The organism is Flavobacterium maritimum (assembly GCF_040049085.1).
Classification (GTDB): domain Bacteria; phylum Bacteroidota; class Bacteroidia; order Flavobacteriales; family Flavobacteriaceae; genus Flavobacterium; species Flavobacterium maritimum.
The window spans coordinates 290,233-304,633 of sequence record NZ_JBDLZY010000002.1 but is presented as its reverse complement, the minus strand read 5'-3'; the positions used below and the strand labels follow the sequence as shown (position 1 = coordinate 304,633).

Sequence of the window (14,401 nt, the reverse complement as noted above, 5' to 3'; positions counted from 1 at the left end):
TATTATCTTTAATGTGTTGAAAATCAGTATAAATAGCAACTAAAATTGTTTCATAGGAGTAAATTACAAAACTTAGCCAGAGTTGAGTGTATAAACAAAAAATAAGCAAATACATTCAAATTTTAGTCTAAAAACAGAGTAGGCAAATAAGTTAGTCGCAACGGTATGACGATACTTCAACTTTTAAATTGAACAGCGGACAGTAACCGCAAGCAATTTATGCAGAGCCGTTTGGTTATCGCTTGCAAAATGCAATTTCAATTCAATCAATAATTACGAACAATAAAAAACTGTAATTACATGAGAAAAATAATCGTCTTATCAATGATTACATTAGATGGAGTAATGCAAGCACCTGGTGGACCTGAGGAAGATACATCAGGTGGTTTCAAATATGGCGGCTGGGTTGCACCGTATGATGATGAAGTTGGTGGTGAGGTGGTGCAAAAAGAGCTGAAACAACCTTCAGATTATCTTCTGGGCCGGAAAACGTTTGAGATTTGGGCCTCCTACTGGCCAGAGCATGCTGATATTTGGCCTGGCATCAATGATGGTACAAAATACGTTATGTCCAAGACCATCAAAAAGTCAAACTGGAAAAATACCATATTTATAGAAAGTTTGGAAGATATCAAAAAGCTCAAAAATTCAGAAGGTTTTGATATTCAAGTTTGGGGCAGCAGTACCCTTATTCAGCTGTTGCTTAAAAATGATTTAGTAGACGAACTCAGACTCAAAATTTACCCACTGACTCTTGGTACGGGAAAAAAGTTGTTTAGCGATGGCACGATTGCCGCAGCATTTACATTGACGGAGAGTTTAGCCACGTCATCTGGGGTGATTATTGCCAACTACAGGCGAGCTGGAGAAGTCAAGACTGGTACTGTTGGAGCTTAAGACAGCTCTGGACTAATCCCAACCCAAATTGATTAGCTGGGACATTTATTAAACTCATTCAACCAATTTCAGGGAAAAGTATTTTTAAGAATTTCATAGATAATAATCCAATAGGGCGGAGTTCAACACGCGAGAAGAAATTGGTGTTTTTTATCTCGAATAGACAAGAATTAAACATTATTAATAACAAGTAAAATAAATCATCATGGCACATGTATCAATTTATCTCAACTTCATGGGAAACGCTGAAGAAGCATTTAATTACTACAAAAAAGTTTTCAAAACAGAATTTTCTGCTCCGCTAATGAGAATGAGTGACATTCCAGCTCAACCGGGCATGCCCGAACTTTCAGAAGCCGACAAGAACAAAGTGATGCATGTTGCATTGCCTATACTTGGTGGAACAGAAATTATGGCAACCGATATGCTTGAAAGCATGGGATATAAATTGATTGCGGGTAACAATATAACAATCAATTTAAATCCAGACACTAAAGAAGAAGCTGACTACTTGTATAAAGAACTTTCACAAGGTGGAACAGATGGTGTTGCACCCCACGATGAATTCTGGGGTTACTGGGGAACTTGCAAAGACAAATTCGGAATCAGCTGGATGTTTAATGTTTCTAGTCAGCATTCTTAACCAATAGTCATTAACTAAAAATTAATAATATGGAAAATAATAGTGTATCATTACACCGTGTTCTTAAAGCCGCTCCCGAAAAAATTTATCGGGCATTTACTGATGCAAATGCAATGGCCTCTTGGATTCCACCATATGGTTTTTTATGTGTTGTTCATAGTATGGATGTAAAACAAGGCGGGAACTACAGAATGTCTTTTATCAATTTTTCGACAGGAAACGGACACTCATTTGGAGGGAAATATCTGGAATTGAAGCCGAATGAATTTATCAAATATACTGACCAATTTGAAGACCCAAATTTACCTGGTGAAATGGTCACTTCGGTTTGGTTCAAAAAGGTTTCTTGTGGCACAGAACTTAAAATTATTCAAGATGGTATTCCTTCGGTTATACCAACAGAAATGTGTTATTTAGGTTGGCAGGAGTCATTAGAGAAATTAGCAAAATTAGTTGAGCCGGAAATTCCAGATGCTTAAACCTTTTAGTGCAGGTTTTTTGAGGACAACTTTTCAAGAGGTAGTTTAAAAGAGGAATTGGTAACTACGGCTATACTATTCGAAATTTTTATAGAACTTTAACGAGTTTAAAAAATCAAGACACTCGATTACAAATGCTTCTTGGTAGTTTTTTTTTGTCTAAATTGGTGTACTAAATCCAAAACATCACTCTAATAAATAAAATAATATGGACGTAAGTACACTAAATCAGACCGAAGCTTGGGTCATCGCTCTTTCGCTTTTTATAGTAATGCTAATTTCAAGCTTTGTTGGGAAGCTCACAGGAAATTATATTCGGAATAAAAAACGCACAGAAGAAAACTTGACTGAAACTTCAGGACTTATTGCATTGCTTTTTTTTTTACTGGCATTTACATTTGGTATGAGTGGCGATCGTTACGATTCACGAAGAAAAATTGTTGTGGAAGAAGCAAATGATATTGGAACAGCTATATTGCGAAGTGACTTATATCCGGATTCAACAAGAACTTTATTCCGCAAAGATTTTAAGGAATATGTAGAGGCAAGAATATCTTATTTCGAAGTGGGGGCTGATGTAAAAGGAATTTTAAAGGCTGACAGTTTATCTCAGGTGATTTCCTCGAAATTGTGGAAGCGCGCATGCAACCTATCTAAGGACCCTGCCAACCTAGCTGCCACCCAACAGATGATTCCCGCTTTGAACGTGATGATTGATGTAACCACCTCTCGTCTTGCCGGCGAGAAAGCAAAAGTTCCGCAAAGCATTTTAATCATGTTATTTTTTCTGGCTCTGATAAGCGCATTTTATGGTGGTTATTCTGAAGGCCGCAAAGGCAGAATTGACTGGATAGTCCAAATTGGATTTTGTCTTTTGGTGTCGTTAGTTGTTTTGTTTACCTTAGATTTGGACAGGCCTCGAAGAGGGTTTGTAAATTTGGACGTGCCAAATCAGGCCATAATAGATTTGAGGAAGAATTTCGAGTGATTTCTTCTAGGACGATAACTTAAAAGCAAGTACAGAAAATATTAGTATAATAGGGATGAGTCAAGCTTCGATTCCTTGTTATCCTAAGAATGTCGAAAGTTCGTCGTTTATACCTCGCAGTTTCTAGTTATGTGTAATTTTTATTCATCTTATTAAAAGCTAACTTCATAAAGTCTACAAACTACTAAGTTCATACTGGTATATTCTTAAAGGCTTGTTATACATTGCTTTTAAGAATATAATTGAAGCTCTTTTTCTAAATACCAATTTTTTGGTAATTTAAATCAGCTATATTTACTTTCTAATTAACCAAATCTGATTCAATTAGAGTTTTTTCGAAGAACTGAGGTTAGTGGTAATTCTCCCAAAATGGTAAATAGAAAATGAAACACATCAAGCTTGTTGAAACAATTCTTTACGTAAGCAACCAAAAAGCAAGTATGGAATTCTATGCAAAAATATTTAGGCAAAATCCCGACCTGAATGTACCGGGAATGACCGAATTTAAACTTTCCGAAAACTGTAAATTGGGACTAATGCCAAATAATGGGATTGCTAAAATTTTAGTGGACAAAACTCCACATCCAGATCAAGGAAACGGAATACCAAGATGTGAACTTTATTTTTATGTAGAGAACATTGAGTTTGAGTTTGACAATGCAATTAAAAGCGGAGCAAAACTTATCAGCGCGGTTGAAGACCGAGACTGGGGCGATAAAGTTTGTTATTTTGCAGATCTCGATGGGCATATTATTGCGTTTGCAGAGAAACTTAACAGTAAATTAGTTAGCAATAAAAATGGAAGCTAATGTCTGACCAAATGAATACAAAAAATTTATTATCAAAAGTCAAAATTGATATTTAAACAGCAGAAAACCTAAAGTTTCCAATCATCGAATACCCATATAGTTAAATTAATAAAATAGCTTCATATTGAACGGAACCAATTGCTTATCCGTTCAATATGAAGTTATCGTAAAGTTGATCTAATATTCTTAGCCCGACAATCCTTCTAAATAAAACAAAAAGAAATATAATGATACAGCAAAGCATTGATAATGATTTTCTTAAAGAATTAAAATTCGAACCATTGACAAAAAACAATTGGAATAAATTTGTTGAACTCTTTGGTGAAAAAGGGGCTTGTGGGAACTGCTGGTGTATGTCATTTCGATTAAATAAAACTGACTTTGACGAGGGAAAAGTACATGATGGAAATAAGAATGCAATGAAAAACCTTGTTTGGAACAACCAACCAACTGGGCTACTTGGTTTTTTTGAAGATATTCCTATTGCTTGGTGTGCATTTGCACCACGGGAGGATTTTTTGAAATTAGGAAAATCGAGAGTACATAAACGTATTGACAATAAAACAGTTTGGTCCGTTCCCTGTACATTTATAGCAAAAGATTTTAGGCGTCAAGGCGTTTCCGTCGCACTTTTAAAAGCTCTTATAAGATATGCCGAAGAGACGGGAATTAAAATTATTGAAGCCTATCCAACCATTCCAACACAGGAAAGACTTCCTGACGCTTTTGCGTGGATAGGCCTGTATAAGTCATTTGAGAGAGCAGGTTTTGAAATTGTGGACCGCACCTCTAAAAGCAGACCTATGGTACGTTATTACATTACTAAATAAAATTAAGTAAGGGGATATCAATATTTAAAATGCAAAAATGTTTTGGCAGCACAATAATTTTGATTTATATAGGTTTTATACTGTGAGGTAATACTGACGATTGTTGGCCAGATACTTACAGTTTATAAATGAATTTAAATAGCTCTTTTGAAATGAATAGAAATTTTATTGTTGTTGATGATGATGCTGTTAATAACCTTATTTGTCGTAAAGTCATTAATCATGTTTTTCCTAAAGCAGATGTTCAAATATTTATTAATCCCGAAACAGCACTTACTTATATCAAATCAATTTATTCAGAATCCATTGGAAAGAGAACAATTCTATTTCTAGATATTAACATGCCTGTTCTTTCAGGTTGGGATTTTCTTGAAGAGTTTGAGAATTTTGACAAGGACATAAAAGAGCAACTAAAAATTTATATGCTGTCATCTTCGATTGACCAGCTGGATAAGGATCGTGCCACTAAAAACAAAAATGTTTCCGGTTATATTGAAAAACCATTGAATCAGAAAATTATTGCGAAGATGCTATTTTAGATTTTGACTATATAACTGCATAGTTATAAGATGATAATCAGGAATACTCCATATTATTAAAAAAATCCATCACTATATTTTTTAAGTGATGGATTTTTACTAATTGTTATTTTTTTTTTAATGAGAAGCAGGCTTCTTCTGTATTACAAAAGTTGAAGCCTACTGTTAAAAACAAACCACTTAATAATTAACCTTCCCATTTAACAAAAGCTTCCATAGCTGCATAAGTAGCGAGTCCAAGTTGATTGTACAACATTGCAGTTTCTTTGTTTCGATCTTCAGCTCTTTGCCAAAATTCTCTAGAATCGGATCCTTGAAATACGACACCGTCTTTTTGTGATTGATGCTTGAAAATCCCCTGTCTTTTTGCTAATACCTGATCCGGACTCATAGGCACAGCCATTTCAATTTCATCAATTCCCCATTCCTGCCATGCTCCTCTATAAAGCCATACCCAGCATTCGTTCATAAAATCTTTAGATTTTAATCTTCGGACCGATTCAAAAATAGCATCCAGACACACTTTGTGGGTTCCATGTGGATCAGCCAAATCACCCGCTGCATATATTTGATGAGGTTTTATCTTTTCTATAAGATTCATTGTTAATAAGATATCGTCTTCTCCTAAAGGTTTTTTCTCGATAGCTCCTGTTTCGTAGAAAGGAAGTTCCATAAAATGAATTTGTTCATCTGGCAGACCAACGAAATAACTTGTTGAGCGTGCTTCCCCTTTTCTAATTAACCCTTTTAAATATCGGACTTCCGGAATATCTATTTCACTTGTTTTTTTGTTCTTAAGAAAAGCAATTGCTTTTTTATAAATATTCTCCGCTTCAACACTTTTTATTCCAAATTTTTGATTGTAGTCACAAACAAAGCTGGCAAATCGTAATGCTTCATCATCTGCTACGGCAATGTTTCCAGAAGTCTGGTAGGCGACATGAACCTCATGACCTTGTTGTTGCAATCTCATAAAAGTACCACCCATACTAATAATGTCATCATCAGGATGTGGGCTAAAAATCAGTACTCTTTTTCTTGAAGGCTCAGCTCGTTCGGGTCTGTTTGAGTCGTCGGCATTTGGTTTACCTCCTGGCCATCCGGTGATTGTATGCTGTAATCTATTGAATATTTTGATATTGATGTCGTAAGCGGGTCCTGAAGCGGCCAATAAATCGCTCATTCCATTTTCTATATAATCTGCATCTGTCAGCATTAATATAGGTTTCTTTAAATCAAGAGCCAGTCCAATTACCGCTTTTTTAGTCAGTTTATCGGTCCAAACAATTTCTTCAACTAACCATGGTGTATTGATTCTTGTCAATTTTGAAGAAGCTTCTTTATCCAACACAAAAACAGCATTTTTGTGTTCTTGTAAAAATGAAGCCGGAATTTGGTTTGTTACAGTACCTTCAACAGAAGCTTTTATAATGTTCGATTTTCCTTCTCCCCAAGCCATCAAAATAACTTGTTTGGCTTCCATTATTTTTTTTACTCCTAAAGTAATGGCTGTTCTGGGAGTATTATTTAGTCCCGAAAAATCTCTGCTTGCCGCCACTCTTGTAATATGATCTAATGCTACTAATCTTGTTTTTGAATTCTGCAAAGAGCCGGATTCATTAAATCCAATATGTCCATTTCCTCCAATTCCCAGTATTTGTAAATCAATACCGCCTAAAGCTTCGATCTGAGCTTCATAATTAGCGCAATAATCCGCTATTTCCTCTTTAGATAAAGTTCCATCAGGAATATGATAATTTTCTGGTAAAATATCTATCTGATCAAACAATAACTCTTTCATAAATCGCACATAGCTATTTATGGAATCGGGTTCCATTGGATAATATTCATCTAAGTTGAAGGTGATTACATTTTTAAAACTCAGACCTTCTTCTTTGTGCATTCTTACTAGTTCAGCATACAATCCTTTTGGTGAAGAACCCGTCGCTAATCCTAATATACATGATTGTTTATTGTCTTGCTTTAATCTGATAAGAGCAGCTATTTGTTGTGCAACCGCTTTAGATGCATCGGTTGAATTTTCAAAAACTACTGTGTCAATATTTTCGAATCTTTTTTCGAAACCGGTTGCTTTATCTATACTACTTTTTAACATTATCTGTTTTATTTTTTTAGTTTATGGTAGAACTTAATTCATATTGCTTTCTTGACCAACTTCTGTATTTATGCCCTTTAATTGCAAAAAATAGAATCATCAAATAAGAAGGCAATAAGATTAAATAAGCTATTTGGTTGCCGCTTTTGGCCGTTTTGGCAATTCCATTTGCTTGGTTGGCTAAATTGATAGTTTCTGCCCAAGAGCCATAGATTAAAGGGAAAATAGCACCTCCGATGATTCCCATGATTAATATGGCACTGGCAATTTTTGTATAGCCACCCAAATCTTGGAGCGCCATTGGCCAAATGGCAGGCCAGCAAAGAGCATTAGCGAGTCCTAAAAGTGCCACCAAAATAATAACCAAAGGCAAAGAGGAAATTATAGGTAATTGAACCATAACTATAGGCGATACAGATACAATTAATACTACCAGAATTACACCTAAAATGCCTGAAGCTTTTAATGCAGTTACTTGTGAAACGTACTTTGGGATTAGTGTAATTCCTAAAATGTATCCTACTACCATTGCTGTCATGGTAAATGAAGTTAGTTTTAGATATAAATTACCGTTTTCTCCATAAACTCCCAGTTGTTTCCCAAACCCGCCAATCGAATCGCCAGCTATAACTTCGGCAGCTATATACAGCATTAAAGTGATAACACCGAAAACCAGTTGTGGGTTTTTTAAAGCATTTATTATTTGTTTGAAAATGCTTAAATCAGTCACATTTCCATCCTCATCTAAGTCAATTTCGGGAAGAGGCGATAATTTTACAGCTATTGCTAAAACAATGATAATTAGTCCCATGTATAAATACGGGATTTGTAATTGCAACGCAAGACTGTCTAAGGCCACAGATTTTGCACTATTATCAAGAAGCACAATTTTATCGGCAGTGTAATCCTGCATATTTGAAAGTACTAAGGCTGTTAACACTAAGGGGGCTATAAATCCGGCTAGTTTATTTGCAATCCCAAGTACACTGATCCTTGCTGCTGCACTTTCTCTCGGACCAATAACCACAACATAAGGATTTGCCGCAGTTTGTAGAATTGCCAAACCGGTACCCATAATAAATAAAGCCATTAGAAATAATAGAAAAGTCCTTGTTTCCGCCGCAGGATAAAACATAAATGCACCAAGGGAAATGACAAGAAGTCCCAAGGAAACACCATTTTTGTACCCCACTTTTTCAATCACCCATGAGGATGGAATTGCCATAACAAAATAAGCAATGTAAAAGGCAAAAGCGACAAAGTACGCCTGAGAAGGAGATAGTTCACATGCTAATTCAAAAAAGGGTATTAAAGGTCCATTTAACCAAGTAACAAACCCTAAAATAAAAAATAAGGTGGTTAAAATAACCATTGGAATTAGTGCGCTCCCTGGATTGCTGCTGATTGTATTTTTAATTTTTGACATTTGATTTCTTTTTCTAGTAATAGTTAGATTCTGTTTTGATTGTATTTAACCGCATATATACTTTGTAATCCAGTATGGTTTAATTACCGGAAATACGATTTGGAAGTATTTTTTTGAGTTGTTTTACACCTTTGTTTTTATTAGTTCATGGTGGTAAAAATCAATTGTCTCTTCCAAAGCGCTCGCAATGGAGTAGTCAGGTTTAAAGCCTAATTCATTGAATTTGGAAGGATTTGCTTTTGAATGTTTAATATCTCCCGAGCGCTCTTCCAGAAATTGTATTGGAGATTTTGAGTTGGTTATTTCGATTATCCTTTCGGCTAATTCCAAAATTGAGGTGCTGTGGCCTAAAGCAACATTATACATTTCTCCTCCTGTTTTTGAAGCTAGTATATTGGCCTTCACCACATCTTTTACATAAATGAAATCTCTGGTTTGCAAACCGTCTCCATAAATGGTTATGGGTTTGTTTTGCAATGCATTATTTATGAAAATAGGTACCGCGGCTGCATAGGCTGATTTCGGATTTTGGCGAGGTCCAAAAACGTTAAAATAGCGTAAGGAAGCAGTAGGAACGTTCCATTGATCCTGATACATTTTCAAATAAAACTCTCCATCTAATTTTGTGACAGCATAAGGAGTCATTGGTTCCGGACTCATTGTTTCAATTTTAGGCAATATGGGATTGTCCCCATAATTAGCAGCAGAAGAAGAAAGCACCACCTTGCAGTTGACATTCTTCTTTGCCGCCTCCAAAATATTTATGGTTCCCAATGTATTGATATCGATACATTCTTTGATATTTAAAAGGGATTCCGGAACGCTGACCAAAGCCGCTAAATGGAATATTCCAGTAGCTCCTTGTACCAGTTCTTCGACCAGGTCTTTATCTCTAATGTCACCTTTTACAAATTGGACATTCAATCCGTTAAGATTTTTTTCAAACCCGGTTCTCAAACTATCCAAAACAATTACATGATGTCCTTCAGCTGATAAATATTCTGCGATATGACTTCCTATAAATCCGGCACCTCCTGTTATTACATATTTCTTCATTTGTTTTGATGTTTTTGAGATGAATACTTGCTAAACTATTAATCGTTCCAGTTTAATTCTGGGTATTGTTTTTTTAGGAAAGCCTTTACTTCGGCTATGTCTTCTTTGGCGGTTAAATCAGGCACGTGTTCAGAAAAGGGTATGCCCAATGTGGTATTAGGATGTTCTTTCACTGCATTTAAAAGGACTGTAGGCAATTCTTTTTCGTCTCTTTCAGGATGAACAGGACAGTTTTTCAGATAAGGATAGATAAGATTCCCATCGAATTTAAAAGCGTTCATACTTACTCTTAATTTTCCTTCTGAATCTTTGTAGCTTTCTAAATGATCAGCGCTTGGTTTTTCAAGTATGTCCAGTAATTGATTGGAATCGTTTAGTTTAGCAATAGCGAATCGTGAAATTCTTTCTGATGAGAATTCCATTGCATCTCTATTGTAACTTATAAAGGCATTGGGACTATTTGTTTCTCTTAGGGCCTGTAGCGCATTGACCGAATATAAATTATCACTATTGCAAACCGTGTAATACTGGGAATTTAATTCGGGATATTGTTCTACAGCTTGAAATAGTGCGTCTGCAGTGCCAAATGGTTTGGTTCTTCCCTCCGGAATATATTGTATGGCGAAAGAAATATTTAATCCATGAAAATAATTGTTCTTGTTTTTACTTCCGTAAAATTCTTTGAAAAGATCTCCCTGCTCGCCAATGATGATGTAGACATTTTTATATCCTGCTTTTTTAGCATTCAATAAAAGGTAGTCTAACAAAGGTCTGCCATTTGGTCCAACACCAATAAGTCCTTTGCTTCTTTCATTAGCTTGGGCAATTTCTTCCTCGGTCAAATTGTCTAATACAACTTGCTTTTTCATTCTGGAAGAGGCGCCTCCTGCTAAAATAATTAAATTATCATGCATAATTAGTTCTTTAAGTTTAGTGTGTTTTTAATGTTCTTACCCCAGGATCAACTGATACCGTGTAAGCTTCTGTTGCACCAGCTGCCAGTATTGCCTCTACTACTGGAGCTTCATTTCCAGGTTCAGCCATTACTACAATACTGCCTCCTCCTCCTGAACCGACTATTTTAGCTCCATAAGCACCAGCGTTAAGCGCAGCATCAATCATGGCGTCAATTCTGGGTACCGTATTTTTCAATAAATCCCGCAATACAGCATGATGGGCATTCATCAATTCCCCAATTTTCTTTAAATCAAGAGTGGGTTTTTCAAATTCTTTTAAAGCAAGTTTGGTATAATGATGGTTTTTAATGGCCGCTTCAAAAAAAGGAATCAATCGGTCCGGTAAATAATTTGTGTATTTTTTTAAGTCTTCAACTTCAGTTTGGTTTAAATCAAAGTCGCTGAAATTTTGCTTTATAGTATCTATTGCCAGTAAAGCATTTCCTTTCAAATCACCAATTACGCCAATCGTCTCTTTTGGTACACCGGAAACACCCGTAATAAGGCCTTTTAATTCTGTTCCGATAATAGTGTAAGAAAAAGGAACTCTGGTATCGATATGGATAATATTGCCTATTCCTATACTGTAGTGATCCATCATTCCGCCGGGTTCTCCATGTTCTAAAACTTCGGATACATATCCCATTTTTGCGATGAATTCAGGAGTAACTTCATCGTTTACACCATATGATTCTATTAAAAAATTAATCCAGGCTAGGAGTAAAGCCGATGAACTGGATGTTCCTGAGTTAATCGGAATGTTTCCGGTCACTGTAATATCGTAACCAACATTTGGAATGCAGCCGTGTCTTCTGAGAACCCTCAATGAGGAACCGAAATAATCACGCGGTTCTAATTCTAAAAAAATTTTATTGATATCGATAATTCGTACTTCACCAATATCGACCATGTTTATTTTAAATACTTTGGTGTCATTTTCCTCAGCAGTTAATTTTATATGTCGATTAATGGCACATGCAATAACAGGTAATCCCAGGTAATCTTGATGATCTCCAAAAAGACAAGTCCGGCCCGGTGCCAATGATATGATTTTTTTCACTTTTGTTTATTTAAATTATTGAAAAACAAGGATTTAGTTTTGTATTTTGTAGCAAGATGAAGAACTAATTTGTTTTTATAAGTACGAAACTAGAGCTTTTTTTCATATTAAACAAGGAAAACACAAAAAAATGTGTTCGAACACATTTTTTATGACCTCTAAAATTTTTGCTACTTATTAAACTAAAAAGTGCCTTTGGATTACTTGAGAAAGTAATTATTTTCTGAAATAGGAGAGAAGGGAAAATGGTTTAATGAAAAGTATTGAATTGTTGTTTATTCGTTTTTTATAAGCGGGAGTATTTTTGCAAAACGAAATAGATTGGTATAAAAAAGGTACATAGTAGAATCATTCAATTTCGGATTTAGATCGAAATTAGGGAAAATGTAATTCCGGAATTTACCTTTTAGAACTAACAGTTTAATAATTCATCTTATGTCTTATAATTCAACACATCCGAAACAATTTGAATTAAAGTTTTTATATATTTGCCCATTATGAATAAGAAATATACCATAAAAGATATTGCTCAGTTAGCTGGTGTTTCTAAAGGAACTGTTGATCGGGTTTTGCATAAAAGAGGAAAAGTTTCCCCTAAAGCTCTGGAAAAAGTCAATGAAGTTCTTAGCGAAATTGACTATGAACCGAATCTAATTGCAAGAAATTTAAAAAATAATAAGACGCAACATATTTGTGTTGTAATTCCGGATCCCGAGATTGATCCTTATTGGCTTCCTTGTATCAGCGGAATTAATGATGCTATAAAAGAATTTAAAGCATACAATCTTTTAATTGATACATTTTATTTTAATCCAGAGAGCACCAAATCATTTTTAAGTGTCAATAAATCTATTTTAGAACTTTCCCCTGATGCTGTTTTATTGGCACCTTTATTTCATAAGGAAACATTGAATGTTGTAAAAGAATATAATTTATCAGGTATTATCGTAAATATATTTAATAACCAGATACAATCTCCTTTTATAAAAAGTTTTGTTGGTCAAGACTTATTTCGAAGCGGAAGAATTGCGGCTAAATTATTAGACTCTCTCTTGAATAAGGGAGAAATTGCAATTATTCATATCGACGAAAGCTACAAGAATGCGATTCACATGCAAGAAAAGGAACGGGGGTTCAGGAATTACTTTGATGAAAAGAAAAGTCAGGATTACAAAGTAACCACTTTGAGTTTAAAAAATCCAAATGTTGAAACTACTTTAAACAGCTTTCTAAATGAAAATCCAAACTTATCGGGTATTTTCGTAACCACTTCCAAAGCTTATCAAATTGCTAAATTCATTAAAGATTTTGAACGTAGTAAAATTAGAATTATTGGTTATGATTTAATTGATGAGAATGTGGCTTATTTGAAAGATGGTATAATCGATTTTTTAATTCATCAAAATCCAAAAAGGCAAACTTATCTTGGAATTACCTCTATCGTAGAATATTTTCTTTTTGATAAAGAAATTCCCGATACAATTCTTCTGCCAATTGACATTATAAATTCTGAAAACGCAGATTTTTATACTTTATAATTTTGTGCCAAATCCAAAATGCCGAAAGATGAAGGTGTATGAAAATTTGGTGCTTCCGTATTTGGATTTACCCAGGTGATCCAGGTAGGTTCAAAATTTAAATTATCTTTTGAACAGTATTTTGCACGAAAAATTCCGGTTTCAATTTTATGATTTTTAATCAAATGAAAACTTTTTAAAGACCAAATACTAATAGCTCCTTCTACAGTAAAATGGTCTTTGTTTACAGATGATTTAATACTGATATCCCTTTCTGGCCAATTCCAATCGAAATCAAAAACTTTATTTGGATAAGCTTTAAAATCCATTAGTCTGGCATTAGTATCAATTTCTAAGCAGTAATAGGGGTTTAGCGAATCATCCGGTCTAAAGAAGAGTTCAACTCTATCTGAATTATTAATACTGTCAAAGCTATCATCCTTTTTTTCAATATGTATTGCAGTATCAAAAACAGTAAAACAAAAAAATAAATTTATACCGTCCCATAGTGCTTTAAATTCTATTTCAGATTGCTTTTCTGACTGCCAAGGAGAAACAAAATGGTTTAAAATTGTGGCTTCATTCCATAATAAATCATCTCCTTTACCTGTAATGATTAATTGATCCTTCTTAATTAGGTTGACTGTATATTTTTCTACTTCTCTTTCCATTTTCGTTTGCAATAATATTTGTTTACAAAATAGGTTGACACATCCAGTCCCGTCAACCTTAACTAAATTTCAATTTCAGGAAGCGAATAAACATTGGTTTATTGCCTTTTACTGAATACCAGATTTTTTTTTATATAAATAGTTTTGAAGCCAAATGTAGAAAAAAAATGCATCAAGAGCTCTTCCAGTTTTAAGTTCTATAAAATGGACATCATACTAATTAGTTTTATTTTATTACAATCATCGTAGGATAAAATGTCAGATCTATTTCTTGTGACGATTACCTAATTCCGATTATCCTGAAATTTCTGATAAGATATAAAACAGAGTCAACGATTTTTTAGAACTTAAATTAATAGTGTCAAATCTTAACAATATTTTTTTAACATCAGATATTTATTTTATTAAAAAATG

General features: G+C 34.5%; 14 protein-coding genes. 8 read left to right on the top strand and 6 right to left on the bottom strand.

Annotated elements, in window-relative coordinates; genetic code table 11:
- The first annotated feature begins 300 nt into the window (after positions 1 to 300).
- The 7 genes from ABEB23_RS05380 (at position 301) to ABEB23_RS05350 (ending at position 5,185) form a co-directional block, all read left to right on the top strand.
- Complete coding sequence (locus ABEB23_RS05380; RefSeq protein WP_348811403.1) at positions 301 to 897, top strand: dihydrofolate reductase family protein; 597 nt, start codon at positions 301 to 303, stop codon at positions 895 to 897.
- A gap of 205 nt (positions 898 to 1,102) precedes the next feature.
- Positions 1,103 to 1,540, top strand: a complete 438-nt coding sequence (locus tag ABEB23_RS05375; protein ID WP_348811402.1) for a VOC family protein — start codon at positions 1,103 to 1,105, stop codon at positions 1,538 to 1,540.
- Between the two features lie 29 nt (positions 1,541 to 1,569).
- Entirely contained in the window at positions 1,570 to 2,019 is a 450-nt protein-coding gene (locus ABEB23_RS05370; RefSeq protein WP_348811401.1) for an SRPBCC family protein, read from the top strand.
- A 208-nt stretch (positions 2,020 to 2,227) separates the two neighbouring features.
- The gene (locus tag ABEB23_RS05365; RefSeq protein ID WP_348811400.1) at positions 2,228 to 3,007 is read left to right on the top strand and encodes a bestrophin-like domain; all 780 of its coding nucleotides are present in this window, start codon (positions 2,228 to 2,230) and stop codon (positions 3,005 to 3,007) included.
- 383 nt (positions 3,008 to 3,390) lie between these two features.
- Complete coding sequence (locus tag ABEB23_RS05360; RefSeq protein WP_348811398.1) at positions 3,391 to 3,816, top strand: VOC family protein; 426 nt, start codon at positions 3,391 to 3,393, stop codon at positions 3,814 to 3,816.
- A 227-nt stretch (positions 3,817 to 4,043) separates the two neighbouring features.
- Positions 4,044 to 4,646, top strand: coding sequence for a GNAT family N-acetyltransferase (locus ABEB23_RS05355; RefSeq protein ID WP_348811397.1), 603 nt, complete (start codon positions 4,044 to 4,046; stop codon positions 4,644 to 4,646).
- Positions 4,647 to 4,798: 152 nt separating this feature from the next.
- Positions 4,799 to 5,185 (top strand): response regulator, encoded by a 387-nt coding sequence (locus ABEB23_RS05350; RefSeq protein WP_348811396.1) that lies wholly within the window; start codon positions 4,799 to 4,801, stop codon positions 5,183 to 5,185.
- A 187-nt stretch (positions 5,186 to 5,372) separates the two neighbouring features.
- On the opposite strand, the gene nagB is transcribed toward ABEB23_RS05350, so the two are convergent.
- From nagB to ABEB23_RS05325, 5 genes are all read right to left on the bottom strand, one after another.
- Positions 5,373 to 7,301 (bottom strand): glucosamine-6-phosphate deaminase, encoded by a 1,929-nt coding sequence (nagB, locus tag ABEB23_RS05345; protein WP_348811394.1) that lies wholly within the window; start codon positions 7,299 to 7,301, stop codon positions 5,373 to 5,375.
- 16 nt (positions 7,302 to 7,317) lie between these two features.
- On the bottom strand, positions 7,318 to 8,727 hold the full coding sequence (locus tag ABEB23_RS05340) for a sugar MFS transporter (RefSeq protein ID WP_348811392.1): 1,410 nt from the start codon (positions 8,725 to 8,727) through the stop codon (positions 7,318 to 7,320).
- Positions 8,728 to 8,850: 123 nt separating this feature from the next.
- The gene (locus tag ABEB23_RS05335) at positions 8,851 to 9,783 is read right to left on the bottom strand and encodes an SDR family NAD(P)-dependent oxidoreductase (protein WP_348811391.1); all 933 of its coding nucleotides are present in this window, start codon (positions 9,781 to 9,783) and stop codon (positions 8,851 to 8,853) included.
- Between the two features lie 38 nt (positions 9,784 to 9,821).
- Positions 9,822 to 10,697 (bottom strand): sugar phosphate nucleotidyltransferase, encoded by an 876-nt coding sequence (locus ABEB23_RS05330; protein WP_348811390.1) that lies wholly within the window; start codon positions 10,695 to 10,697, stop codon positions 9,822 to 9,824.
- A 16-nt stretch (positions 10,698 to 10,713) separates the two neighbouring features.
- Positions 10,714 to 11,799, bottom strand: coding sequence for a GHMP family kinase ATP-binding protein (locus tag ABEB23_RS05325; protein ID WP_348811389.1), 1,086 nt, complete (start codon positions 11,797 to 11,799; stop codon positions 10,714 to 10,716).
- Between the two features lie 497 nt (positions 11,800 to 12,296).
- On the opposite strand from ABEB23_RS05325, the gene ABEB23_RS05320 reads away from it, so the two are divergent.
- The gene (locus tag ABEB23_RS05320; protein WP_348811387.1) at positions 12,297 to 13,337 is read left to right on the top strand and encodes a LacI family DNA-binding transcriptional regulator; all 1,041 of its coding nucleotides are present in this window, start codon (positions 12,297 to 12,299) and stop codon (positions 13,335 to 13,337) included.
- Here the strand turns inward: ABEB23_RS05320 and ABEB23_RS05315 are convergent.
- The gene (locus ABEB23_RS05315; RefSeq protein WP_348811385.1) at positions 13,325 to 13,987 is read right to left on the bottom strand and encodes a sugar-binding protein; all 663 of its coding nucleotides are present in this window, start codon (positions 13,985 to 13,987) and stop codon (positions 13,325 to 13,327) included. The genes ABEB23_RS05320 and ABEB23_RS05315 overlap by 13 nt on opposite strands.
- Positions 13,988 to 14,401 lie beyond the last annotated feature (414 nt).